This window comes from Nocardioides pini (assembly GCF_026712185.1).
GTDB classification, from domain to species: Bacteria; Actinomycetota; Actinomycetes; order Propionibacteriales; family Nocardioidaceae; genus Nocardioides; species Nocardioides pini.
Window position 1 is genome coordinate 509,986 of the sequence record NZ_JAPPUX010000004.1, and the last position, 23,330, is coordinate 533,315.

Consider the following 23,330-nt stretch of genomic DNA (forward strand, 5'->3'; position numbering starts at 1 on the left):
GCCTGACCCTCGCCGAGGGTGGCGGCGCACGACATCCCCGACGACCCGATCGATGTCGTGTGCCGCCACCCACGTGCGCGGGCAGGCCGAGCACTCGGCCGTCCGGCCGATCCCGGCGGCAGGCACGGCGCACTAGCGTGCACCCGTGCTCGCCCAGGTCCGATCCGCCGCGCTGTCCGTCTGGCGCCTCCCCGCGCCGCTGGACGCCCGTCCAGCGGGACGCCTCGACTACGCGTTCGTCGTGGTCGCCGCGGTGGTGGCCGTCATCGAGGTCACGCTGGTCAACCCCGACCTGGAGGGTCGCTGGCTCGCGCTCACGTCGTTCCTGGCCTGGCTGCCGTCACTGCTGGTCCGACGCACAGCGCCGCTGGTGCCGGCGGGGGCGTTCGTCGTCGTGGCGGCGGCTCTGCGCGTGGTCGAGTGGACGACCGGTGAGGTTCCCGGCGACCTCGGGACTGCCGTCGTCGCGCTCCTCATCCCCTACTCGCTCACCCGGTGGGCCGGGGGCAAGGACGCCGTCACGGGCCTCTTCCTCTTCTTCTTCGTCGCGGGCAGCTCCCTGCTGTCGCAGGACCTGCCCGCCGCGGACCGGATCGGCGGCACCTCGGTCGTCGTGGCGGCGGTCGCGCTCGGCGCCGCGGTCCGCGCCCGGTCGATGCTGCGCGCGCGCCAGCTCGACGACGTACGCCGTGACGAGCGGGAACGGCTCGCGCGGGACCTGCACGACACGGTCGCCCACCACCTCACGGCCATCGCGATCAGCGCCCAGGCGGGGCTCGCGGTCGCGGAGCACGAGCCGGCGGCCGCGACCGATGCGCTGCGCCGCATCGACGAGGAGGCGACGCGCACCCTCGCGGAGACGCGCAAGGTGCTGCGCGTCCTCCGGACCGACGACGAGGCGCCCGGGCGTCCGCTGGCCGACCTGCTCGGCCTGGCCAGCGGCGGACCCGGGCCGATGGTGACCGTCGCGCTCGACGACGACCTCGACGACCTGCCCCCCACGATCGCGGCCGCCCTGCAGCGCATCGCGCAGGAGGCGGTGGCCAACGCGCGCCGTCACGCCCGTGACGCCACCTTCGTGCAGGTCCGGGTCACCCGCGAGGACGACCGCGTCCGGCTCGTCGTGACGGACGACGGGCGGGGCTCGGCCGGCAGCGGCGACGGCTTCGGCATCGTCGGGATGACCGAGCGGGCGACGCTCCTCGGCGGTCACCTGGAGGCCGGCTCGCTGGCGCCGCTCGTCGGCTGGCGGGTCACTGCCACACTGCCACTGGAGGAGGCCCGATGACGCTGCGCGTGCTGGTCGCCGACGACCAGGAGATCGTCCGCACCGGACTGGCGATGATCCTGAACGCCCAGGAGGGCATCGAGGTGGTCGCCACGGCCGTCGACGGCCAGGACGCGGTCGAGCAGGCCCGTGCCCTGCGCCCCGACGTGTGCCTCCTCGACATCCGCATGCCCCGGCTCAACGGCATCGAGGCGACCCGCGCGCTCGCGGGGCCGGACGTCGCGGACCCGATGGCCGTGGTGGTGGTGACGACGTTCGACCTCGACGACTACGTCTACGGGGCGCTCCTCGCCGGTGCGCGCGGCTTCCTGCTCAAGGACTGCGGGCCCCAGCTGCTCACCCACGCCGTGCGCGCCGCGGCTGACGGCGGTTCGCTGATCGCCCCGACCGTGACCACTCGGCTGCTCCGCAGCTTCGCCCACCGCGACACTCCCCCGCAGCCCGTCTCGCCCCTGACCGAGCGCGAGGAGCAGGTGCTGGTCGCGGTGGCCCGCGGGCTGACCAACCACGAGGTCGCCGCCGAGCTCTACATCTCGCTCAGCACGGTGAAGACGCACCTCGGCTCCCTCATGGCCAAGCTCGGCGTCCGCAACCGCGTCGAGCTCGCGCTCTGGGCCTACCAGACCCGCCGGCTCGACTGACGCGCCTGCGACCGCCGGACCAGCCACTCGGCCACGGCGAGGTTGAGGACCCACGCGAAGCCCATCCCGGCGGCCTTGAGGTCACCGCCCGGCTGGTCGACGACGAGCACCATCGGGCCGAGCACGAGCGCCTGCGTGCCGGCGCCCAGCGCGATGGCGTACGACCTCGCCATCCACCGCTGGTGCGTGCGCACGTCGCGAGCGCGGATCGCGGCGAGGCCGAGCACGAGCCCCACCGCCATGAGCGTGCCGAAGAAGAGCCGCAGCCACATCAGGGCCGTGTTGTCGTGTGCCGGCAGGCGGTCGGACACCGCCATCACCAGCCCGCTCACCGCCGCCGCGAGGCCGGCCGGGACGAGGACGCGACCGCTCCACCGGTGCCAGCGCGGACGGCGGGCACGGAACGACGGCATGAGCTGGAAGGCCCCCAGCACGCAGTAGGTCGTCGCCCCGACGATGTGCACCACGACCGGGACGGGGAGGTCGAAGAAGCGGGCGTTCTCGGCCGTCCGGCCCGACGAGAGGTCGACCAGCCGGGCGGCGCCCGCGACCGACGGCACGAAGGTCAGCGCGAGCAGGCTCGCGGGGATCCACCACTCGCGGCGGGAGCGTGGCGGAGCGTCGGTGCGGCCCGCTCGGGAGGCAGTCGTGGTCATGCGAGGAGCCTCGTCGCGCCGGGCGTACGACGCATCGGCCCGCGGGCCGGACCGGGTCAGCCGATCGGCCGAGGCACGCCCTGCGACGACTCGAGCGCCTCGATGAGGGTCCGCGCGTCGTGGGGCCCGATGTGGCGGGTCTCGCCGATGAAGAAGGTGGGGGTGCCCCGCACGCCGCTCTCCTCCGCCGAGGCGACGTCGTGGGCGACGTGCCGGGCGAGGTCGTCGTCGTCGAGGTCGCGCAGGAACTGCTCCACGTCGAGGTCCAGCCCGGCGGCGTAGCCGAGGAGGTCCTCGAGCTCGAGCTCGTCCTGGTGGGCGAAGAGCACGTCGTGCATGTCCCAGTAGCGCCCCTGCCGCGCCGCCGCCTCGGCGCCCAGCGCGGCGAGCTCGGCGTGCGGGTGGACCGGCAACGGCAGGTGCCGGGTCACGTAGCGCAACCGGTCGCCGAAGTGCGCCCGCAGCTCCTTGCCGACCCCGCTGACCCGGGCGCAGAAGGGGCACTCGAAGTCGAGGTACTCCACCAGCGTCAGCGGTGCGTCGACCGGACCGGTGATGTGGTCACGCGCCGGGTCGACCGGCCGGCTGAGGTGCGTCGGGAGCGCCGCGTCGCGCTGGCCGAGGAAGCGCGCGGCGAAGCGGAACGCCAGCCACCCGGCGAGGCTCGCCAGGGCGGCGGCCAGCAGGACGCCCACCCGGGCCTCGTCCTGCAGGCGCGACGACTCGAAGGCGAGGCTGATGATGAGCAGCGACACCGTGAAGCCGATGCCGGACAGCGCGCCACCCGCCAGCGTGTGGCCCAGGCCCACGCCCTGCGGCAGCCGCCCCCAGCCCAGCCGCACGCTCGTCCACGCGCCCGCGAAGATGCCGAGGGCCTTGCCGACGACGAGGCCGAGCACGATGCCCCACATGAGCCGCGACCCGAGGGCGTCGCCGAGGACGCCGTCGCGCAGGTCGACACCGGCGTTGGCCAGCGCGAAGAGGGGTACGACGACGTGGCTGGTCGGGGTGTGCAGCGCCTCCTGCAGGCGCTCGTTGACGGAGATGGCCCGGGTCAGCGACCGCCGGGCGGCGCGCTGCACGCCCGGCATCGGCGACTGCCGGAAGGCGCGGAAGCTCCGCGCCGCGTCCTCGACGTCGGACCGCCGCGGGTCGAGGGCGGGCACCAGCAGGCCGCTCAGCATGCCGGCGATCGAGGCGTGCACGCCGGACTCCAGGGTGGCGAACCACAGCACCAGCACGACGAGCACGTAGGGCGCCGCCTGCCAGACCCCAGCGCGGTCGAGGCCGACCAGAACGAGGAGGCACGCGGCGGCGACGGCCAGCGCGCCGAGGGCGAGCTCGTCGGAGTAGACGACGCCGATCACGCTCACGGCGACGATGTCGTCGATCACGGTCAGCGTGAGCAGGAAGATCCGCAGCTGGGTGGAGACCGCCGGCCCCACGAGCGCCATCACCCCGAGCAGGAAGGCGGTGTCGGTGCCGATCACCGCACCCCACCCGGCTGCGGCCTCCCCGGAGGGGTTGAGGGCCAGGAAGATGGCCGCCGGCACGAGCATGCCCATCACGCCCGCGACCAGCGGCACGACCACGCGGCTGCGGTCGACGAGCTCGCCGATGGCGAACTCCTTGCGGACCTCGAGGCCGATGACGAAGAAGAACACGACCATCAGGCCGTCGTTGATCCAGTGGTGCAGGTCCATCGTCAGGCCGCCGTCACCGAGCGTGATCGACAGCTCGGTGTGCCACAGGTCGACGTAGGACTGCGACCACGGCGAGTTCGCCCAGACCAGGGCGATCAGCGCGGCCACCACCAGCATGCCCGCGGAGCCGGACTCGGTCCGGATGAAGTCGCGCAGCGAGCGCGAGCTCTGGGCCTCGAACGCCACGGACCCCGAGCAGGAGGACTGGTCGGGGTCCGGGTGGGGCTCGGACGTGCTCACACGACCCGGTGCATCCAGCCGAAGGTGTCCTCGGCGCGCCCGAACTGCATGCCGACCAACGCCTCGCGGATCTGCATGGTGAGCTCGGTGCTGGACGGCGCGGGAGTGACGCCCTCGGGAGAGCGGAGCTCGCCGACCGGGGTGACGACCGCCGCGGTGCCGCAGGCGAAGACCTCGGTGATCTCGCCGGAGGCGACGCCGTCGCGCCACTCGTCGATGGAGAACTTGCGCTCCTCGACGGCGTGGCCGAGCTTGCCGGCGAGCTCGATGATCGAGGCGCGGGTGATGCCCTCGAGGATCGTGCCGGTCTCCGGGGTGACCACCCGGCCGTCGGCGTGGACGAAGAAGAGGTTCATCCCACCGAGCTCCTCGATGTAGCGGAACTCCTGGTCGTCGAGGAACACGACCTGGTCGCAGCCCTGCTCGATCGCCTCGCGCTGGGCGGCGAGGGACGCGGCGTAGTTGCCGCCGGTCTTGGCCGCGCCCATGCCACCCCGGCCGGCGCGGGTGAAGGACTCCGAGAGCCAGAGGTTGACCGGCTTCACGCCGCCCTTGAAGTAGGCGCCGGCGGGCGAGGCGATCACCATGAAGGTGACGTGCTGGGCCGGGCGGACGCCGAGGAAGACCTCGGAGGCGAACATGAACGGCCGCAGGTAGAGCGACTTCTCGCCCTCGCTGCCGGGCACCCAGCGCTGGTCGGCCTCGACGAGCGCGTCGACGCACGCGACGAAGTCGTCGACCGGCAGCTCGGGGAAGGCGAGCCGCTGCGACGAGCGGACCATCCGGGCGGCGTTCTGCTCGGGCCTAAACGTCCAGATCGACCCGTCGGCGTGCCGGTAGGCCTTCATCCCCTCGAAGGTCTCCTGCGCGTAGTGCAGCACCGCGGTCGCCGGGTCCAGCGTCAGCGGGCCGTAGGGCTCGATGCGCGCGGCGTGCCAGCCCTCCTGGGGCGTCCACTCGACCGTGAGCATGTGGTCGGTGAAGTGCTGCCCGAACCCGGGGTTCGCGAGGATCTCCGCGAGCCGGGTGTCGTCGACCGGACGGGGGTTGGCGGTGGTGCTGATCTGCATGGGGTCAACCTACTCAAGTCTGGCTCGGGCCCACCTCAGAGGCGGGCTGCGATGGCGTCCCCGACCTCGCTCGTACGACGGCTCGTGCCCGGGTCGCGCTCGGTGAGGTCGGCCAGCACGGCCGCCTCGATCGCGGCGGCCGCCTCGGCGTGGCCGAGGTGGTCGAGCAGGAGCGCGGCGGAGAGGATCGCGGCGGTCGGGTCGGCCTTCTGCTGCCCGGCGATGTCGGGGGCGGAGCCGTGGACGGGCTCGAACATGGAGGGGGCCGTCCGGTCGGGGTTGACGTTGCCGGAGGCGGCCAGCCCGATGCCGCCGGTGATGGCGGCGGCGAGGTCGGTGATGATGTCGCCGAAGAGGTTGTCGGTGACGATCACGTCGAAGCGGGCGGGGTCGGTGGCCAGGAAGATCATGGCCGCGTCGATGTGGATGTAGTCGGTCGTCACGTCGGGGTGCTCGGCCCCGACCGACTCGAAGAGCCGCCACCAGAGGGACCCGGCGTTCGTCAGCACGTTGGTCTTGTGGACCAGCGTCAGCTTCTTGCGCGGTCGCTTCTGCGCGCGGGCGAACGCGTCGCGCACCACCCGCTCGACGCCGTACGCCGTGTTGACCGAGACCTCGGTCGCGACCTCGGCCGGCGTGCCGACCCGCAGCGCACCGCCGTTGCCCGTGTAGGGGCCCTCGGTGCCCTCGCGCACGACCACGAAGTCGATCTCGCCCTTGTCCAGGACGTGCCCGGCGAGGGGTGAGACGGAGCCCGGGAGGAGTCGCGACGGACGCAGGTTGACGTAGTGGTCGAGCTCGAAGCGCAGCTTGAGGAGCAGGCCGCGCTCGAGGATGCCGGGCGGCAGGTTCGGGTCGTTGGGCCTGCCGCCGACGGCACCGAGCAGGATCGCGTCGTGCCCGCGGATCTCCGCGAGCACCGAGTCGGGCAGCACCTCGCCGGTCGCGAGGTAGCGCTCGGCGCCGAGGTCGTAGCGCGTCGACTCGAACTTCACCGGCGAGGCGACCTCGAGGACCTTGAGGGCCTCGGCGGTCACCTCGGGGCCGATGCCGTCGCCGGGGATGACGGCGAGGGTGGGGCTCCCGGTGTCGCGGGCTGCTGCGGTCTGGTCGGTCTCAGGCATGCGGCGAACGTTAGTTGTCGTCCGGACGCTGGCCGCCGCCGTCTCGCAGGTCAAGCGCGGTCTGGACGGCGACCGCCGTGTTCTCCGCGCTGCGGGGGTTCTCCGGGTCGTGGGCCGCGGGGCCCCAGGTGTCGGGGTACATCTGGTACATCGGTCTCACTCCTACGTGACGGTGTGGGTGAGCGCGAAGCCGCCGACACCGCGGCGGGTGGGGGCAGCAGGACGGCGGGGATCGCCCGGGCCCGGCTGCCGGCCGACGAGCGTGCGGGTCGCGCAGGACTGCGGCGGACCCGCCGCGAAGGCGGCGGCTTCGAGCTCTGCCGAGCTGGCGCTCGGCGGAGGGGCGAAAGGCCGGGTGGCGGAACCTCGTCGACGCCGAACACCGCGACGAGGTGGCCTCTCTGTCAGGCCTCGCCGCGGCGATCGATGAGTACGAAGACGCTCCGCATGGTGCAGCGACTGTACGACTGCCGGACGGGCCGCCGCACGCGGTTTCCCCGAACGTGTCAGATCGTGAGATGTCCGCCCGTCCACTGGGATCGCTCGCCAGTGGTGACACACTCGGCTCCTCATGTCTGCTCCTCCGGAACTCCCCGACATCGTCCAGCGCGCGTTCGACGTGTGCCGGCAGGCCGGCTACGTGGCGTTCTGCCGCAACGAGACCGGTCGCCTGCTCGCGACCCTCGCCGCGACACGGGGCGGCACCATGGCGGAGTTCGGCACCGGCTGCGGGGTCGGCACCGCCTGGCTGCGCAGCGGCGTTCGCAACGGGGCCCGGATCCTCACCGCCGAGCTCGACGAGTCGCTGGCCGGGGCCGCGTCCAAGATCTTCGACGACGACGCCGAGGTCGAGGTGCTCGCCGCCGACTGGAGCGTGCTGCGCGAGCACGGCCCCTTCTCCCTGCTGTTCCTCGACTCCGGCAGCCCGTCCGAGGTGGGGGTCGACGCCGTCATCGACCTCGTCGAGCCCGGTGGCATCGTGGTGCTCGACGACTTCGCGCCGTGCGAGTCGTGGCCGCCGATCACCTACGGGCGGGTCGACACCCTGCGGGAGCAGTGGCTCACCGACGACCGCTTCACGGCCGTCGAGGTGATGGTGGCCGCCGACGCGTCCGCCGTGATCGCCACCCGGCGCTGACCACCGGCGGCGGCCCCCAGTGAGACCCCTTGCCGTGGCGGCGCCGAGCCACCAGGCCGCCGACGCGGCCACGTCGGTCGCCCGCGACGGAGGCTCTGCCGTGGACGCCGCGATCGCGGCCGCCCTGGTGGCGATGGTCACCGAGGTCGGGCTCGTCTCGCTGAGCTCCGGCGGCTTCGTCACCGTCCAGCCGGCCAGCGGGTCGGCGTACACCGTCGACGGGTGGATGGACCGGCCCGGCATCGGTCGCGCCGCAGGTGCGCCGGCGGCCGAGACGTGGGACGTCGCGACGGAGTACGGCGGCGGGGTCGAGATCACGATCGGCGCGGGGTCGGTGGCGACGCACGGCTCCCTGGCCGCCTTCGGCGAGGCGCACGCGCGCGACGGCCGGCTGCCGTGGGCCGAGCTCGTCGGCCCGGCGATCGACGTCGCGCGGAGCGGCTTCGCCCTCGGCTCGGCCTCGCGCTACTACCTGCGCCACGTCCACGAGTCGATCTTCGGGTGGGACCCGGCGAGCCACGCCGCCCTGCACGACGCGACGGGTCGGCTCACCGAGGACCTCGTCGTCGTGGCCGACCTCGCGGCCACGCTGGAGCAGATCGCCGCCGACGGTCCGCGCGCCCTCCACGAGGGCGACCTCGCCGAGGCCATCGCCGACGACGTCGTCGGCCGCGGCGGCCTGCTGGGGCGCGCCGACCTCGCGGCGTACGCGCCGGTCGTCCGCGACCCGCTGACCACGCGCGTCGCCGGGTGGACCCTCGCGACCACGACGCCCCCGTCCGTCGGCGGGGTGGTCCTCGCGTCCATGCTGCGGCTGCTCGAGGACCGGCCGCGGGGGCCGTGGGACGCCGACGACGTCGAGCACCTCGTCCGGGTGCAGCGGGCGGTCCTGGGCCACCGGCGCGAGGTGCTCGAGGTCGCCGCCGACCTCCCCGCCGCGTCCCGCGCGTGGCTGGACCGGGTCGACCGCGACCACCGTGCGGTGCTCGAGTCGGGCTCGACGGCGCACGTCTCGGTCACCGACGCCGACGGCGCTGCGTGCTCGCTCACGGTGTCGTCGGGCTACGGCGCCGGCATGGTCGCCGCCGGCACCGGGATCTGGCTCAACAACTGCCTCGGTGAGCAGGAGCTCAACCCGCCGGCGCGCGACGTGGCCCCGGGGGCGCGCCTGCTGTCGAACATGGCGCCGGTGGTCGGGCGCCACGACGACGGGTCGACCCTGGCGATCGGCTCCCCGGGCGCAGACCGCATCACGACGGCGGTCGTCTGCGCCGTCGCCGGGTTCGTCAACGGCGGGCTCGACCTCGCGGCCGCCGTCGCCCACCCCCGGGTGCACGTCCACCGCGCGGGGCTGCCGGACGAGGACGTGCGCCGCGAGGGCGAGCCGACGATGTACTTCGGTGGCGTCGGTGCGGCGCTGGCCCGCGCCGACGGGACCCTCGAGGCCGTGGCCGACCCGCGCCGCGAGGGCGAGGCCCGGGTGGTCGGGCTCAGCCCTCGCTCGGAGCCATCACGTCCACGGTGAACCACGGCAGCATCAGCTGCGTGAGCGGGCCGATCGCCAGCGCGTAGACCACGGTGCCCACACCGAGGACGCCGCCGAGCAGCAGGCCGATCACGACGACGGACACCTCGAGACCGGTGCGCACCAGCCGCAGCGAGAGACCGGTGCGCCGCGACAGGCCGGTCATCAGGCCGTCGCGCGGCCCGCGGCCGAGCTGCGCGCCGATGTAGAGCGCGCTGGCCAGGCCGCAGAGCAGGACGCCGCCCACCATCAGGCCGAGCCGCGCCGCCATCGCGTCCGGGCGGTCGAGGACCGCGAGGGTCGCGTCGGCCGAGAGGCCCACGACGACCGCGTTGCTGATCGTGCCGAGCCCGGGCATCTCCCGCAGCGGGATCCACAGCACGAGCACGACGAAGCTGAAGAGCACGACCGCCTGGCCCAGCGTCATCGGCACGTGGCGGATGAAGCCGGAGTGCAGCACGTCCCACGGCGCGAGGCCCAGCGCACCGCGCACCATCAGCGCCAGCGAGACGCCGTACAGGAAGAGCCCGACGTAGAGCTGGGGCAGGCGGCGCGCGAGCCGTCCGGCGCGCAGCTGGGCGACCGGGCCCAGGTCGACGAGGACGCCGCGAGGCGCGGGGACGGTTCTGGCGGGGGCAGGGGCGGTGCTCGGCATGGACCCCATCCTGACCCCAAGTGGCCTTGTCCGACATAGCCAATCGTGGAACAGTGGCCTGCATGAGCCGCATCGTCAGCGCCCAGCGCGTGGCCACCCTCGTCGGGGACTTCCCCCGCTCCCCCGCCTACCTCGGCCTCGCCGAGAGCCTGCGCGTGCTGATCGGTGACGGCCGCATCGGCATCGACGTGCGGCTGCCCAGCGAGCGCGACCTCACCACGTCGCTCGACGTCTCGCGCACCACCGTCACCCGCGCCTACGAGGTCCTGCGCGAGTCGGGGTACGCCGAGGCGCGGCGCGGGTCGGGCACCTACACCACCGTGCCGGGCGGGCAGCGCCGCGCGCACGACCGCTCGCTGATGCCGGGCACCGGCGGGGAGGACGTCATCGACCTCAACTGTGCGGCGCACTCGGCGCCCCCCGGCCTCGTCGAGTCCTACCAGCGCGCCACCGAACAGCTGCCGGCGTACCTCAGCGGGCCCGGCTACTTCCCGCTCGGGGTGCCCGCGCTGCAGGCCCGGATCGCGGCGTCCTACGAGGCCCGCGGGCTCCCGACGCTTCCCGAGCAGGTGATGGTCACCGCCGGCGCGCTGGCGGCAGCGTCGGTGGTGGCGCAGGCGTTCACCGCGCCAGGCGAGCGGGTCGTCGTCGAGTCGCCGACGTACCCCAACGCGACCCAGGCGGTCCGGCACGCGGGGGCGCGCCTGGTGGCGGCGACCGTCGACCCCGACGGCTGGGACCTCGACGCGCTGGCCGCCACGCTGCGCCAGACCTCGCCGCGCCTCGCCTACCTGATCCCGGACTTCCAGAACCCCACCGGCCAGCTGATGAGCGACACCCAGCGCGAGGAGCTCGCCCGGGCCCTGGCCCGCACCCGCACGACCGTCGTCGCCGACGAGGCCCACCAGGCGCTCGCCCTCGCGCCGGGCCTGGCCGACGACATGCCGAGCCCGCTCGCGGCCCACGCGCACGACGCGATCACCATCGGCAGTGCCAGCAAGTCGTTCTGGGGCGGATTGCGCCTGGGCTGGGTGCGCGCCCCGCTCGCCGACATGGACCGGCTGCTGCAAGCCCGCATCGGCCTCGACCTGGGCGCGCCGGTCTTCGAGCAGCTCGTGCTGGCCGACCTGCTCGACCGCGCCGACGAGGTGCTCCCGCTCCACCGCGAGCGGCTGCTCACCGGACGCGACGCCCTCGTCGCCGCCGTCCGCGAGCACCTCCCGTCGTGGCGCTTCCGCGTGCCCGACGGCGGGCTCGCGCTGTGGTGCGAGCTGCCCGATGCCCTCGGCACCGCGACGACCGCCGAGGCGGAGCGCCGGGGCGTCGTGGTCGCCCCGGGTCCGGTCTTCGCGGTGGAGGGCGGCCTCGACCGCTTCGTGCGCATCCCGTGGACCGCCTCCCCCGACGACCTCACCGAGGCCGTACGACGCCTCGCAGCCGCGTGGGAGCACGTGTCCACCGACGCAGCCCGGCCGGCAGCGCGTCGCGCTGCCGGCCGGGTGATGGTCGCCTAGCGGCGGCCTGTCAGACGAGCGTCACCAGTTGACGCGCACCTTGACGGTGCCGTTGCCCTGGAATCCCTCGACCCGCATCGTGGTGCCGGTCTTGGGCGGGTTGACGCTGTACCAGCCCGGCTTGTAGCGACCCGGGTGGGTGGCGCCGCCGTGCTCGTCGCTGCCGTACCACCACGTCTTCATGTCGTCGAAGAGCGGGACGGCCGGCTTCGACGCGACGGTGCCGGTGCGGGTCTGCACCGTGCCGTTGACGAGGTACTCCTCCTGGAGCGAGATGGCGTCGGTCGCCTCCGGGCCGAAGGTGGAGTCGTAGGACAGGAAGCGAGGACGCAGCAGCGTGCCGTCGCTCCAGTGCGTGAGCTCGGGGTGGGCGTCGATCGGCAGGATCTCCCCCGCACCCGGGTGGGTGCTCACGTTGTTGTCCCCGTACATCGTGTTCCAGTAGTTGATGAGCACGCCGTTCTGGTACGGGAAGAGCTGGACGCGGTCCGGCTGCGTCTGGAGCCAGCCGAAGTTGTACGCCGTCTTCAGCGAGGTGTCGTAGCCGTCGTACTGGCGGTTCTCGGCGATGTAGGCGTTGAAGAACTTCTCCACCTCGGTGCCGGTCGTCCGCTTGAACCCGTCGAGGACCCAGCCCTCGTCGGTCTCGGCGGTGCCGATGGGCTTGCCGTCGATCGCGATGTCGTCGACGAACAGCCCGCGCTCCACGGCGGCGACGTCGGTCCAGTAGCGCAGCCGCACGGCGTTGGTGCCGGCCGGCAGCGTGGCGGTCAGGTCGACCCAGCCACCCGAGGTGCCGGTGATGCCGTTGCCCTCGTTCTGGGTGTTCGGGTTGGTGTTCGTCGACCGGTTGGTCGGCACGGTCTTCCAGGTGGTGCCGCCGTCCGTGGAGGCCTCGAGGTAGGCGTAGTCCCAGTCGGTCTCGATGACGTAGTCGACCTTCGCGGTGAAGCTCGACCCGGTGACGCCGGTCTTCGTCATGGTCGTCCGGAGGTTGTCGCCCTCACCGGACCAGAACATCTGCTGACCGGCGAACGGCTTGCCGAGGGCGCGATCACGCGTGAGGTCGGGCAGCACGGAGACGAGTGCCTGCGCACCCCCGGTCGACGCCGGCACGTTCTTGCCGAGTCGCACCTCCTTGCGCTCGCCGGGCTGGACCAGGTCGTAGAACGGACCGTTGCCGCCCTGCTCGTCGAGCCAGCCGAGCTGCAGCAGCTCCCACACGCCCATGTCGACGGGCGCGTCACCGGTGGTGTCGCCACCGTCGCCGATGTTGGAGCCGGACGACATCAGCGTCCAGAAAGCGGTGCTGTTCTCGCCACCGCCGGTGTTGCCCGAGGTGTCGTAGAGGTCGGGCAGGCCGAGGTCGTGGGCGTACTCGTGCGCGAACACGCCGAGGCCACCGTTCTCCGGCTGGATGGTGTAGTCGCCCACCCAGACGCCGGTCGGGTTGTTGGGCACCGGGTTGGCCGCAGTGTTGCCGAGGCCGAACGCGCCGCCGTTGGAGCCGATGTTGACGCCGGTCTGGCCACCGGGGCCACCCGCCTGCAGGTTGGAGTACCAGCGGTGGCTCCAGATCGCGTCGCTGCCGTAGATCGGGTCGCTGGCAGCCTCGTCGCCGCCGGCGTGGACGATCTGGAAGTGGTCGATGAAGCCGTCGGGCTCGTCGTAGTTGCCGTCACCGTCGACGTCGTAGCGGTCCTGCTGGTCGAAGGTCTTCAGGTAGGCCCGGACCTGGTCCATCGTCTGACCGCTCTTGAGCTGGTTGTCGACCCACACGGCCATCGCGTCACGCACGAGCGCCTTGGTCGACGCGCACGAGGTGACCGCGGCTCCGAGCGGCGTGCCGCAGTAGCCACGACCGTAGAGCGCCTGGTTGTAGGGCACCTTGACCCACTCGGTCACGTCGCCCTCGATGCTGTAGCGACCCGAGGACTGGGTCTCGTAGTACTCCTTCATGCGGTTGAAGTACATGTCCTCGTAGTGCTCGCGGTTGAAGTCCTCCTGCCAGATGGTGGAGTTGTCCTTCGTCCGGTCGGGCTCGGGGATCTGGTTGTGCAGCGGGCCGTCGTAGGTCGTCGGCTGCGGCGACGGGAGCTTGAACGGCGGGGTGTCGGTGAAGCAGCCGGCACCGCACGCGGTGCTGCCGGCGCCCGGGTAGCGCTGGTTCCCGAACTCGGCGAGCACGACGAAGATCTTGTCCGTGCCCTCCCGCTCGAGCGGGATCTGCTGGCCCTTGGGCGTGCCCTTGGGGAAGGGGCTCTTGCCGCGCATCACGCGCTCGAGGGCAGCCTTGCGCTGCTCGTCGCGCTTCTCCTTGATCTTCAGCGGGTGCCGGGGCTCGTGGCCCTCCTGCGCCCGCTCGTCGGCAGGCGCCTCGAGGGCGGCCTCCGAGGCCGGGTCAGCGGCGGTGCCGGGTTCGGCGTTCGTGGGTGCGCCCATGAGCAGCCCGGCGGCCACGAGGCCGGCTGTCGTCGCGAGTGCTGCCGCCCGGGTGGTGCGGCGTGCGAGGTGTGTCAACTGGGGGGATCCCTCCTGGGAGGCAGGGAGGCCCCGGGACAGAGTTCGTCGCCCGAGACTTCCCTGAACTCAACGACCGCCGCCCGATGCGGCGATCCGACGCGGATCGTCCGTCGTGAGGTGGCTCACAGGGAAGATCCTCCACGGCAAAAAGACGGTCTCGTTACCGAACTGTGACCTGCGGGATCCCCTACGGGTGGGCGAGGGCCGGTGGCCCGGCCGGCACCCGTCGGCTCAGGAGAGGTCGACCGCGCGCGCCGAGGCCGCCTGCATGGCGGCCTCGATCTCGGCCAGCGTCTCGGCCGGGATCGCGGAGTCGACGCTGAGCGCGACGAGGGCGGCGCCGCCCTTGTCCTGGCGGGAGACCTGCATCCCCGCGATGTTGACGGCGGCGTCGCCCAGGATGCCGCCGATGACCCCGACCATGCCGGGACGGTCCTCGTAGGTGAAGAAGGCGAGGTGGGTCGTCGGCTCGATGTCGACGTCGAAGCCGTTGACCTCGACCAGCCGCTCCTTCTGCGCGATCCCCACGAGCGTGCCGCTCACCGACACCTGGGTGCCGTCGGCGAGGGTGCCCCGCAGGGTGATCAGGTTGCGGTGGTCGGGGCTCTCCGCCTCGGTGACCAGGCGCACCTCCGTGCCACGCTCGGCGGCGAGCAGCGGCGCGTTCACGTAGGAGACCTGTTCCTCGACGATGTCGGCGAACACCCCCTTGAGGGCGGCGAGCTCGAGGACCTTGACGTCGTACTCCGTGATCTCGCCGCGCACCTCGACGTCGAGCTGCTGGGCCACCTCGCCGGCGAGGGAGGTGAACACCCGGCCGAGCTTCTCGGTGAGCGGGATGCCGGGACGGACGTCCTCGGCGATGACGCCGCCCTGCACGTTGACGGCGTCGGGCACCAGCTCGCCGCTCAGGGCGAGCCGGACCGAGCGGGCGACGGCGACGCCGGCCTTCTCCTGGGCCTCGTCGGTCGACGCGCCGAGGTGGGGCGTGGCGACGACGTTCTCCAGCTCGAAGAGCGGGCTGTCGGTGCAGGGCTCGCTCGCGAAGACGTCGAGGCCGGCGGCGGCGATCTGGCCGGTCTTGAGGGCGTCGTAGAGCGCAGCCTCGTCCACGATCCCGCCGCGGGCGGCGTTGACGAGCACCAGGCTCGACCTCGCGCGGGCGAGCTGGTCGGCCCCGATCAGGCCGACCGTCTCCGGCGTCTTGGGCAGGTGGACGCTCATGAAGTCGGACTCGGCCAGCAGGGTGTCGAGGTCGACGAGGCGGACGCCCATCTGCGCGGCGCGCCCGGCCTGGACGTAGGGATCGTAGGCGATCACCTTCATGCCGAAGGCGCTGAGGCGCTGCGCGACCAGGACGCCGATGCGGCCGAGGCCGACGATGCCGACGGTCTTCTCGTAGAGCTCGATGCCGGTGTACTTCGAGCGCTTCCACTCCCCGCCGCGGAGCGCGGAGTGGGCCGGGCTGATGTGGCGGGCCGCGGCGAGCATGAGCGCGACGGCGAGCTCGGCGGCGCTGACGATGTTGGAGGTCGGCGCGTTGACGACCATGACGCCGGCCTGGGTGGCGGCCCGGACGTCGACGTTGTCGAGACCGACGCCCGCGCGGGCGACGACCTTGAGCCGCTTGGCCGCGGCGAGGGCCTCGGCGTCGACCTTGGTGGCCGAGCGGACCAGGATCGCGTCGACGTCGGCGATCGCCGGGATGAGCTCGGCGCGATCGGCACCGTTGCAGCTCCGGATCTCGAAGTCCGGGCCGAGCGCCTCGATCGTGGCAGGGCTCAGCTCCTCGGCGATGAGCACGACGGGCCGGACGGCGGGCGCGGGAGCAGGTGCGTTCACAGCGGGGTCCTCGGGTGATCAAGGGTGTGTGCGGGGACTGCACGACGCTGTGCCCGGCCCACCCTACTCGCGGGAGGGACCCGCGTCGCACCGCCCCAGCATCCGGACGTCGTACCAGGCGCCTACGATCCCGGCATGGGCGCGATGGACGACGCGGAGCTTCTCGAGGCCACGACGGTCGAGGCGTGGCGCACGTGGCTGCGCGACCATCACGAGCAGCCGCTGGGCGTGTGGCTGGTGAGCCCGCGCCGGGCTGCCGACCGCCCGTTCTCCTACGAGGACGCCGTCATGGAGGCCCTGCGCTACGGGTGGGTCGACTCGACGGTCCGTCCGGTCGACGAGCACCGCTCGAAGCAGTGGTTCGCCCCGCGCCGCAGGGGCAGCATGTGGACGCGCATCAACAAGGGACGCATCGCCCGGCTCGAGGAGGCGGGCCTGCTCGAGCCCGCCGGCGCTGCCGCGGTCGCCGTCGCCAAGGAGACGGGCATGTGGACCTTGATGGACGACGTCGAGGACGGCGTCGTCCCCGACGACCTCGCCGCCGCGTTCGACGACCACCCGGGCTCGCGCGAGCACTGGGACTCCTGGTCGCCGTCCGCGCAGAAGCTGATCCTCACGTGGATCGTGCTGGCCAAGCGACCCGAGACAAGGGCGACGAGGGTGCGGACCACCGCCGAGAAGGCGGCTCAGGGGGTCAAGTCGCAGTGACGCTCAGACGGCGCAGCCGTCCGGGCCGCACTCGTCGCCGGTCGCCAAGACCTCGATCCTGGGGTGCGACTCCGACCACGCCCGCTCCAGCACCTGCGTGAAGACCTCGGTCGGCTGCGCCCCGGAGACGCCGTACTTCTCGTCGACGACGAAGAACGGGACGCCGCTGGCGCCGTAGGCCTGTGCCTGCGCCACGTCGGCGTGCACGTCGGACTCGAACTCCCGGGAGCCGAGGACCTCCTCGACCCGCACCGCGTCGAGTCCCTCCGCCTGCGCGACCTCGCGCAGCACGGCGTGGTCGGCGACGTTGCGTCCCTCGGTGAAGTACGCCGCGAGCAGGGCCTCCTTGACCCGGCCCTGCAGCTCGTTGCCCCCCTGCTCGTGTGCGAGGTGGATCAGCCGGTGGGCATCGACGGTGTTGAGGTGCAGCGTCTGCGAGAGCCGGTAGGCCAGGCCCTCCTCGGCCGCGACCGCCTCGACCCGGTCCTGCATCTGCTGGGCGCCCTCGGGCGACTGGCCGTACTTGCGGGCCAGCATCACCGTCGTGCTCTCCGTCGGCCGGGTCGGCGCACCCGGGTCGAGCTGGAAGGAGCGCCAGTGCACCTCCACCTCGTCGGCGTGCTCGAACTCGGCCAGGGCGTTCTCGATGCGCCGCTTGCCGATGTAGCACCACGGGCAGACGACGTCGGACCAGATCTCGATCTTCACGTCGGCACCAACACGCGCCCCGAGCTGCGTGTTCCCCGCGCGGCTCAGGCCTCCTGGTGGCGCACCTTCGCCCGGCGGGCGACGTAGCTCACGGCGAAGCCCAGGACGAGGGCGAGGAGGACGCCGAGGTTGGCGTAGGCCCAGGGGCCCTCCCAGTAGGGACCGGCCGGGTCGTCGACGTAGGTGCCGAGGCCGAGGGGCTCGAGGAGGAAGCCCTGCCAGTTGTTCCACTCGGCGTCGGTCGCGAAGTTGTTCACGACCAGGCCCCAGCCGATGACCGAGGCTCCGACCATCGTCAGGACCGAGGTGACGTCGACCGAGCCGTAGCGCCCTGCCGCGTCGAACAGCGCCTCGTCGTCGTAGTCGCGCTTGCGCAGCGCGATGTCGGCGATCATGATCCCGGCCCACGCCGCCAGCGGGACGCCGAGGGTGATGAGGAAGCTCTGGAACGGGCCCAGGAAGTCCTCCGCGAAGAAGACCACCCAGATCGTGCCGAGGGTGAGGATCACGCCGTCGACGAACGCCGCCGCCGGTCGCGGGATGCGGACGCCCAGCGACAGCAGCGTCAGGCCCGAGGAGTAGATGCCGAGCACCGCGCCGCTGACGAGGGCGAGGATGGCGGCGATGAGGAACGGCACGAGGAACCACGTGGGCAGCAGGGTGCCGAGCGTGCCGATCGGGTCGGCGACGATCCCGGCGGACAGCTCCTCGGAGGAGCCCGCCAGCAGCAGCCCGAAGACCACCAGCAGGACCGGGGCGATCGCTCCGCCGAAGGTGTTCCAGCCGACGATGGCGGCGCCCGGGGCGTCGCGGTGCTGGTAGCGCGACCAGTCGGCGGCGATGTTGATCCAGCCGAGCCCGAAGCCGGTCATCACCATGACGAGCGCCCCGACCATCTGCTGCGCGCTGCCGCTGGGGATCGCGCTGACGGCCGACCAGTCGATCTCGTCGAGGGTGAGGACCACGTAGACAATCGTGGCGATGCCGGTGATCCACGTCAGCACCGACTGCATCCGCATGATCACGTGGTAGCCGGCGACGCTCGCCGAGACGATCAGGAGCGCGACGACGATGGTGGCGACCACCTGCGTCGTGGTGCCTCCCGACCAGCCGAGCTGGTCGAAGATCGTGGCCGTGGCGAGGACGGCGAGGATCGCGAGGAACGTCTCCCAGCCGATGGAGACGAGCCACGACACGACCCCGGGCAGCTTCTGGCCGTTGACCCCGAAGGCCGCCCGGCTCAGCACCATCGTGGGGGCGGAGCCGCGCTTGCCGGCGATCGCGATGATGCCGCAGAGCGCGAACGACACGACGATGCCGACCACGGTGACGACGAAGGCCTGGACGAACGAGATGCCGAAGCCCAGCACGAACGAGCCGTAGCTGATCCCGAAGACCGACACGTTGGCCGCGAACCACGGCCAGAACAGGTCACGAGGGCGCGCCGTGCGCTCGGACTCCTCGATGATCTCGATGCCGGTCGTCTCGACACCGAGGCGACGGGTCTGCTCCAGCCCCGACGCGGGCGTGGTCGTGTTGCTCATGACGGCATCGTAGGGCCGTTCGAGGTGCTGCTGGTCGAGGAAGGCGCCCTGGCGCGACCTCCTCGACCAGCGGCTCGTCGCTCGTCAGCGAGCGGAGGTGCCCTCGACGTAGTCGGAGTCGTGCGACTTGACCCAGGCCATGAGCTTGCGGAGCTCGCGACCGGTCTGCTCGATCGGGTGGCTCTCGGCCTTCTTGCGGAACTCGGTGAACTCCGGCGACCCGTTGTCCATGTCGGTGATGAAGCGGTCGGCGAACGCGCCGTTCTTGATGTCGGCGAGCACGTCCTCCATGTTCTTCTTCACCTCGGGCGTGATCACCCGCGGGCCGGAGACGTAGTCACCGAACTCGGCGGTGTCGGAGACCGACCAGCGCTGCTTGGCGATGCCGCCCTCGTACATCAGGTCGACGATGAGCTTGAGCTCGTGGAGGCACTCGAAGTAGGCGACCTCGGGCTGGTAGCCGGCCTCGGTCAGCACCTCGAAGCCGTACTGCACCAGCTGGGACGCGCCACCGCAGAGCACGGCCTGCTCGCCGAACAGGTCGGTCTCGGTCTCCTCGGTGAAGGTGGTCTTGATGCCCCCGGCGCGCAGGCCGCCGATCGCCTTGGCGTAGGACAGCGCGAGGTCCCAGGCCTTGCCGGACTCGTCCTTCTCGACCGCCACGAGGACGGGCACGCCTCGCCCGTCGACGTACTCGCGACGCACGAGGTGGCCGGGGCCCTTGGGGGCGACCATGAAGACGTCGACGCCGTCGGGCGGGGTGATGTAGCCGAAGCGGATGTTGAAGCCGTGGCCGAAGACGAGGGTGTCGCCCGGGGTCAGCGCCGGCTCGATCTCCTCGGCGTAGAGCTTGCGCTGGTGCTGGTCGGGGGCGAGGATCACGATCAGGTCGGACTCCTCGGCCGCCTCGCGCGGGGTGAGCACGCGCAGGCCCTCGGCCTCCGCCTTGTCGCGGCTCTTCGAGCCGGGCTGCAGCCCGATCCGGACGTCGACGCCGGAGTCGCGCAGGGACAGCGCGTGGGCGTGGCCCTGGCTGCCGTAGCCGATCACCGCGACGTTCTTGCCCTGGATCAGGCTCAGGTCGGCGTCGTCGTCGTAGAACATCTCAGCCACTGGGGGCTCTCCTTCATCGTTTGGTGCTGCGGAAATGTGGGGGGTCAGTTGGCGATCGCGGAGACCGGGGCGGGTACGGCGACGGGGCGGTGGGTGCGCTCGCTGATCGAGCGCGAGCCGCGCCCGATCGCGACCATCCCCGACTGCACGAGCTCGCGGATGCCGAACGGCTCGAGCACGCGGAGCAGGTCGGCGAGCTTGTCGGCGTTGCCGACCGCCTGGACGGTCACCGCGTCGGGTGCGACGTCGACGACCTTCGCGCGGAACAGCTGGACGGCGTCGAGCACCGCGCCGCGGGTGGCGGCGTCGGCGCGGACCTTGACGAGCAGCAGCTCGCGGTTGACCGACCCCGGGCCGTCGAGCTCGACGATCTTGATGACCTCGACGAGCTTGTTGAGCTGCTTGGTCACCTGCTCGAGCGGGGACTCGTCGACGTTGACCACGATGGTCATCCGCGACACCTCGGGGTGCTCGGTCGGTCCCACCGCGAGGCTGTCGATGTTGAAGCCGCGGCGCGAGAAGAGGCCGGCGATGCGGGCGAGCACGCCGGGCTTGTTCTCGACCAGGACGGACAGGGTGTGCTTGTGGCTGGTGGTGCTCATCAGATGTCGTCCTCGTCGAACTGGGGCGCCAGGTCGCGCGCGTACTTGATCTCGTCGTTGCTGGTGCCGGCGGCGACCATCGGCCACACCATCGCGTCGCGGTGCACCCGGAAGTCCACGACCACCGGCTGGTCGTCGATCGCCATCGCCTTCTCGATCGTCGCGTCGACCTCGTCGGGCGACTCGCACGCCAGGCCCACGCAGCCGTAGGCGTCGGCGAGCTTGACGAAGTCGGGGATCCGTTTGGAGTGCAGGTCTGTGTTGGAGTAGCGCTCGTTGTAGAAGAGCGTCTGCCACTGGCGGACCATGCCGAGTGACTCGTTGTTGATGATCGCGACCTTGATCGGGATGTCGTTGATCGCGCAGGTGGCGAGCTCCTGGTTGGTCATCTGGAAGCAGCCGTCGCCGTCGATCGCCCACACGGTCGTGTCGGGCATGCCGACCTTGGCGCCCATCGCGGCCGGGACGGCATAGCCCATCGTGCCGAGGCCACCGGAGTTGATCCAGGTGTTGGGGTTCTCGTAGCCGACGTAGTGGGCCGCCCACATCTGGTGCTGCCCGACGCCGGAGGCGTAGACCGCCTCGGGGCCGGCGATCGCGCCGAGCCGCTCGATGACGTACTGCGGGGCGAGCGATCCGTCAGCCGGCGTGTCGTAGCCCAGCGGGTACCTCTGCTTGAGCCCGGCGAGGAAGGCCACCCACGCCTCGTAGTCGCCGTCGGCGCCCTCGGCCGTGAGCAGCGCGACGAGCTGGGAGATGACCTCCTTGCAGTCCCCCACGATCGGCACGTCGGCGTGCCGGTTCTTGCCGATCTCGGCCGGGTCGATGTCGGCGTGGACGACCAGCGCGTTGGGGGCGAAGGAGTCGAGGTTGCCCGTGACGCGGTCGTCGAAGCGGGCACCCAGGCTGATGATCAGGTCGCTCTTCTGCAGCCCGGCGACCGCGGCGACCGTGCCGTGCATGCCCGGCATGCCGAGGTGCTGCGGGTTGCTGTCGGGGAACGCGCCACGGGCCATCAACGTGGTGACGACCGGGATGCCGGTGAGCGCTGCCAGCTGGGCGAGCTCGCGCGACGCGCGGGCCCGGATGACGCCGCCGCCGACGTAGAGCACGGGCCGCCGGGCCTCGCGGATCAGCCGGACGGCCTCCTTGATCTGCTTGGAGTGCGGCGTGGTCACCGGCCGGTAGCCGGGCAGGTGCAGCTCGGCGGGCCAGGTGAACGTCGTCTGCGCCTGCAGCGCCGACTTGGCCACGTCGACCAGCACCGGGCCGGGGCGGCCGGTCGAGGCGATGTGGAACGCCTCGGCGATCGTGTGCGGGATGTCGGCCGGGTCGGTGACGAGGAAGTTGTGCTTGGTGATCGGCATCGTGATGCCGCGGATGTCGGCCTCCTGGAAGGCGTCGGTGCCGATCATCGAGGCGCCGACCTGGCCGGTCACGGCCACCATCGGCACCGAGTCCATGTGGGCATCGGCGAGCGGCGTGACGAGGTTGGTCGCGCCGGGGCCCGAGGTCGCCATGCAGACGCCCACCCGGCCGGTCGCGGCGGCGTACCCCTGGGCGGCGTGCCCGGCACCCTGCTCGTGGCGGACCAGGATGTGCCGGATCCGCGTGGAGTCCATGAGGGGGTCGTAGGCCGGGAGGATCGCGCCCCCCGGGATGCCGAAGATGTCGGTGACACCGGCCGCCTCGAGGGACGTCACGAGGCTCTGCGCGCCCGTCACCGATCCGCTTCCCTGTGCGCCCTGCTCCGTCATGTCCTTCTCTCCCAAGTGTGCGGTGTCCGGCGATGAGCCCATGAAAAAACCCCTCGGCCCGGTGGGCGACGAGGGGTGACGCGCGTGCGTTGGCCGACTGGCCTCAGCTCACGCGTCGCGTGCGTACAAGAATCTCGGTGCGCATGCGACAACCGTCGTCGCCGGGGCGGTCCGGCGTCAAGCAAGTGTGACAGGCGTCCCAGTATCTGGAACGCGAGTCTCGCGATGTGGCCGAGGCCGGTCGACTCCGGGTCAGGAGCGGCCGGAGCGCGTGCAGACGCAGTGCCGGTTGCCGTCGGCGTCCTCGAGCACCCAGTAGGACGGCGCGAAGCGGTCGCTCACGAGGCGTCCGCCGGCCGCGATCGCCGCCTGCACGCGCCGCTCGCCGTCGTCCTCGGGGACCCACACGTCGAAGTGCCACCGCTGCTCGTGGTCCTGCTCGGGCAGGGCGGGGTCGTCCTCGCTGGGCTCGGTGGGCCCCTGGAACCACAGGCCCGGCACCTGGCCGCTCGGGTCGACCGGCTCACCGTGCTCGCCCACCTCGCCGCCGAGCAGCGCAGCGTAGAACGGCGCCAGCCGCTCCCCCGCCGCGGTGTCGAGGCCCGGCTCGATCTGGGTCAGCCCGGCCACGTCGGCCTCGACCCCCGCCTCGGCCGCGAACCCGCTGATCCGGCGGGCGAGGTCGACGTCGCGGCTGGTGACGCCGCCGACGTCGTGGCTCGAGAGGGTGACGACGACCTCCGGGTAGGTCAGCGAGACGTCCGGGTGGTGGTCGGCCTCCTCGGCCGCCGCACCGATGCGGTCGACCAGCGCCAGCCCCGTGGCGAAGTCGCCGGTGCGGAACCGGGCGCGGATGCCGGTGAGGAGCAGGCGCCAGTCGTCGAGACCGTCCGTCTCGCGGACCTGCTGCGCGGTGAGCTTCTGCTTCGGGTCGGCCATGCGGTCGACCCTGCCACGCCGCACCGACAGCGGGCCACCC

The 23,330-nt window shown here is 72.2% G+C and carries 20 protein-coding genes; 6 read left to right on the forward strand and 14 right to left on the reverse strand.

Annotated features, from left to right (window positions below; all coding sequences use genetic code 11):
* Positions 1 to 145 precede the first annotated feature (145 nt).
* Positions 146 to 1,288, forward strand: coding sequence for a sensor histidine kinase (locus NYO98_RS15785; RefSeq protein ID WP_268112689.1), 1,143 nt, complete (start codon positions 146 to 148; stop codon positions 1,286 to 1,288).
* Positions 1,285 to 1,929: a response regulator gene (locus tag NYO98_RS15790; RefSeq protein WP_268112690.1), complete on the forward strand. Its 645-nt coding sequence runs from the start codon at positions 1,285 to 1,287 to the stop codon at positions 1,927 to 1,929. The genes NYO98_RS15785 and NYO98_RS15790 overlap by 4 nt, the downstream gene beginning before the upstream one ends.
* On the opposite strand, the gene NYO98_RS15795 is transcribed toward NYO98_RS15790, so the two are convergent.
* The 5 genes from NYO98_RS15795 to NYO98_RS15815 are packed head-to-tail and all read right to left on the reverse strand — an operon-like array spanning position 1,905 to position 6,873.
* A complete protein-coding gene (locus NYO98_RS15795) occupies positions 1,905 to 2,585 on the reverse strand; it encodes a DUF2306 domain-containing protein (RefSeq protein ID WP_268112691.1) in 681 nt (226 codons plus the stop codon). The two genes, NYO98_RS15790 and NYO98_RS15795, sit on opposite strands and share 25 nt — an antisense overlap.
* A gap of 56 nt (positions 2,586 to 2,641) precedes the next feature.
* Complete coding sequence (nhaA, locus tag NYO98_RS15800) at positions 2,642 to 4,528, reverse strand: Na+/H+ antiporter NhaA (protein ID WP_268112692.1); 1,887 nt, start codon at positions 4,526 to 4,528, stop codon at positions 2,642 to 2,644.
* Positions 4,525 to 5,598, reverse strand: coding sequence for a branched-chain amino acid aminotransferase (locus tag NYO98_RS15805; protein ID WP_268112693.1), 1,074 nt, complete (start codon positions 5,596 to 5,598; stop codon positions 4,525 to 4,527). Before NYO98_RS15805 ends, nhaA begins: the two co-directional genes overlap by 4 nt.
* A 35-nt stretch (positions 5,599 to 5,633) precedes the next feature.
* Positions 5,634 to 6,722 carry a 3-isopropylmalate dehydrogenase gene (locus tag NYO98_RS15810; protein ID WP_268112694.1) on the reverse strand — a complete coding sequence of 363 codons (1,089 nt, stop codon included), beginning with the start codon at positions 6,720 to 6,722 and terminating at the stop codon, positions 5,634 to 5,636.
* 10 nt (positions 6,723 to 6,732) lie between these two features.
* Positions 6,733 to 6,873: a hypothetical protein gene (locus NYO98_RS15815; RefSeq protein WP_191196616.1), complete on the reverse strand. Its 141-nt coding sequence runs from the start codon at positions 6,871 to 6,873 to the stop codon at positions 6,733 to 6,735.
* A gap of 420 nt (positions 6,874 to 7,293) precedes the next feature.
* Here NYO98_RS15815 and NYO98_RS15820 point away from each other — a divergent pair, with 420 nt between their 5' ends.
* Both NYO98_RS15820 and NYO98_RS15825 read left to right on the forward strand, forming a co-directional pair.
* Positions 7,294 to 7,860 (forward strand): O-methyltransferase, encoded by a 567-nt coding sequence (locus NYO98_RS15820; RefSeq protein ID WP_268112695.1) that lies wholly within the window; start codon positions 7,294 to 7,296, stop codon positions 7,858 to 7,860.
* Between the two features lie 34 nt (positions 7,861 to 7,894).
* Positions 7,895 to 9,385 (forward strand): gamma-glutamyltransferase, encoded by a 1,491-nt coding sequence (locus NYO98_RS15825; protein WP_268112696.1) that lies wholly within the window; start codon positions 7,895 to 7,897, stop codon positions 9,383 to 9,385.
* Here NYO98_RS15825 and yczE read toward each other — a convergent pair.
* Positions 9,351 to 10,040, reverse strand: coding sequence for a membrane protein YczE (gene yczE / locus NYO98_RS15830; RefSeq protein ID WP_268112697.1), 690 nt, complete (start codon positions 10,038 to 10,040; stop codon positions 9,351 to 9,353). The genes NYO98_RS15825 and yczE overlap by 35 nt on opposite strands.
* A 62-nt stretch (positions 10,041 to 10,102) precedes the next feature.
* Between yczE and yczR the strand changes: the two genes are divergently transcribed.
* Positions 10,103 to 11,554: a MocR-like transcription factor YczR gene (yczR, locus tag NYO98_RS15835; RefSeq protein WP_268112698.1), complete on the forward strand. Its 1,452-nt coding sequence runs from the start codon at positions 10,103 to 10,105 to the stop codon at positions 11,552 to 11,554.
* Between the two features lie 21 nt (positions 11,555 to 11,575).
* Here the strand turns inward: yczR and NYO98_RS15840 are convergent, their stop codons facing one another.
* Together NYO98_RS15840 and serA are read right to left on the reverse strand one after the other, a co-directional pair.
* A complete protein-coding gene (locus tag NYO98_RS15840; RefSeq protein ID WP_268112699.1) occupies positions 11,576 to 14,074 on the reverse strand; it encodes an immune inhibitor A domain-containing protein in 2,499 nt (832 codons plus the stop codon).
* Positions 14,075 to 14,308: 234 nt separating this feature from the next.
* Complete coding sequence (serA, locus tag NYO98_RS15845; protein ID WP_268112700.1) at positions 14,309 to 15,919, reverse strand: phosphoglycerate dehydrogenase; 1,611 nt, start codon at positions 15,917 to 15,919, stop codon at positions 14,309 to 14,311.
* Positions 15,920 to 16,054: 135 nt separating this feature from the next.
* Here serA and NYO98_RS15850 point away from each other — a divergent pair, with 135 nt between their 5' ends.
* The gene (locus NYO98_RS15850; RefSeq protein WP_268112701.1) at positions 16,055 to 16,627 is read left to right on the forward strand and encodes a YdeI/OmpD-associated family protein; all 573 of its coding nucleotides are present in this window, start codon (positions 16,055 to 16,057) and stop codon (positions 16,625 to 16,627) included.
* A gap of 3 nt (positions 16,628 to 16,630) precedes the next feature.
* Here NYO98_RS15850 and NYO98_RS15855 read toward each other — a convergent pair whose 3' ends face one another.
* The 6 genes from NYO98_RS15855 to NYO98_RS15880 all read right to left on the reverse strand — a co-directional run bounded on the left by NYO98_RS15855 (position 16,631) and on the right by NYO98_RS15880 (position 23,290).
* Positions 16,631 to 17,335 carry a DsbA family oxidoreductase gene (locus NYO98_RS15855; protein WP_268112702.1) on the reverse strand — a complete coding sequence of 235 codons (705 nt, stop codon included), beginning with the start codon at positions 17,333 to 17,335 and terminating at the stop codon, positions 16,631 to 16,633.
* Positions 17,336 to 17,379: 44 nt separating this feature from the next.
* Positions 17,380 to 18,879: a purine-cytosine permease family protein gene (locus tag NYO98_RS15860; RefSeq protein ID WP_268112703.1), complete on the reverse strand. Its 1,500-nt coding sequence runs from the start codon at positions 18,877 to 18,879 to the stop codon at positions 17,380 to 17,382.
* 84 nt (positions 18,880 to 18,963) lie between these two features.
* A complete protein-coding gene (gene ilvC, locus NYO98_RS15865) occupies positions 18,964 to 19,992 on the reverse strand; it encodes a ketol-acid reductoisomerase (RefSeq protein WP_326494446.1) in 1,029 nt (342 codons plus the stop codon).
* Positions 19,993 to 20,036: 44 nt separating this feature from the next.
* Positions 20,037 to 20,594 (reverse strand): acetolactate synthase small subunit, encoded by a 558-nt coding sequence (gene ilvN, locus NYO98_RS15870; protein ID WP_268112704.1) that lies wholly within the window; start codon positions 20,592 to 20,594, stop codon positions 20,037 to 20,039.
* Complete coding sequence (locus NYO98_RS15875; protein ID WP_268112705.1) at positions 20,594 to 22,351, reverse strand: acetolactate synthase large subunit; 1,758 nt, start codon at positions 22,349 to 22,351, stop codon at positions 20,594 to 20,596. The genes ilvN and NYO98_RS15875 overlap by 1 nt, the downstream gene beginning before the upstream one ends.
* A 252-nt stretch (positions 22,352 to 22,603) precedes the next feature.
* Complete coding sequence (locus tag NYO98_RS15880) at positions 22,604 to 23,290, reverse strand: 4a-hydroxytetrahydrobiopterin dehydratase (RefSeq protein WP_268112706.1); 687 nt, start codon at positions 23,288 to 23,290, stop codon at positions 22,604 to 22,606.
* Positions 23,291 to 23,330: the final 40 nt, after the last annotated feature.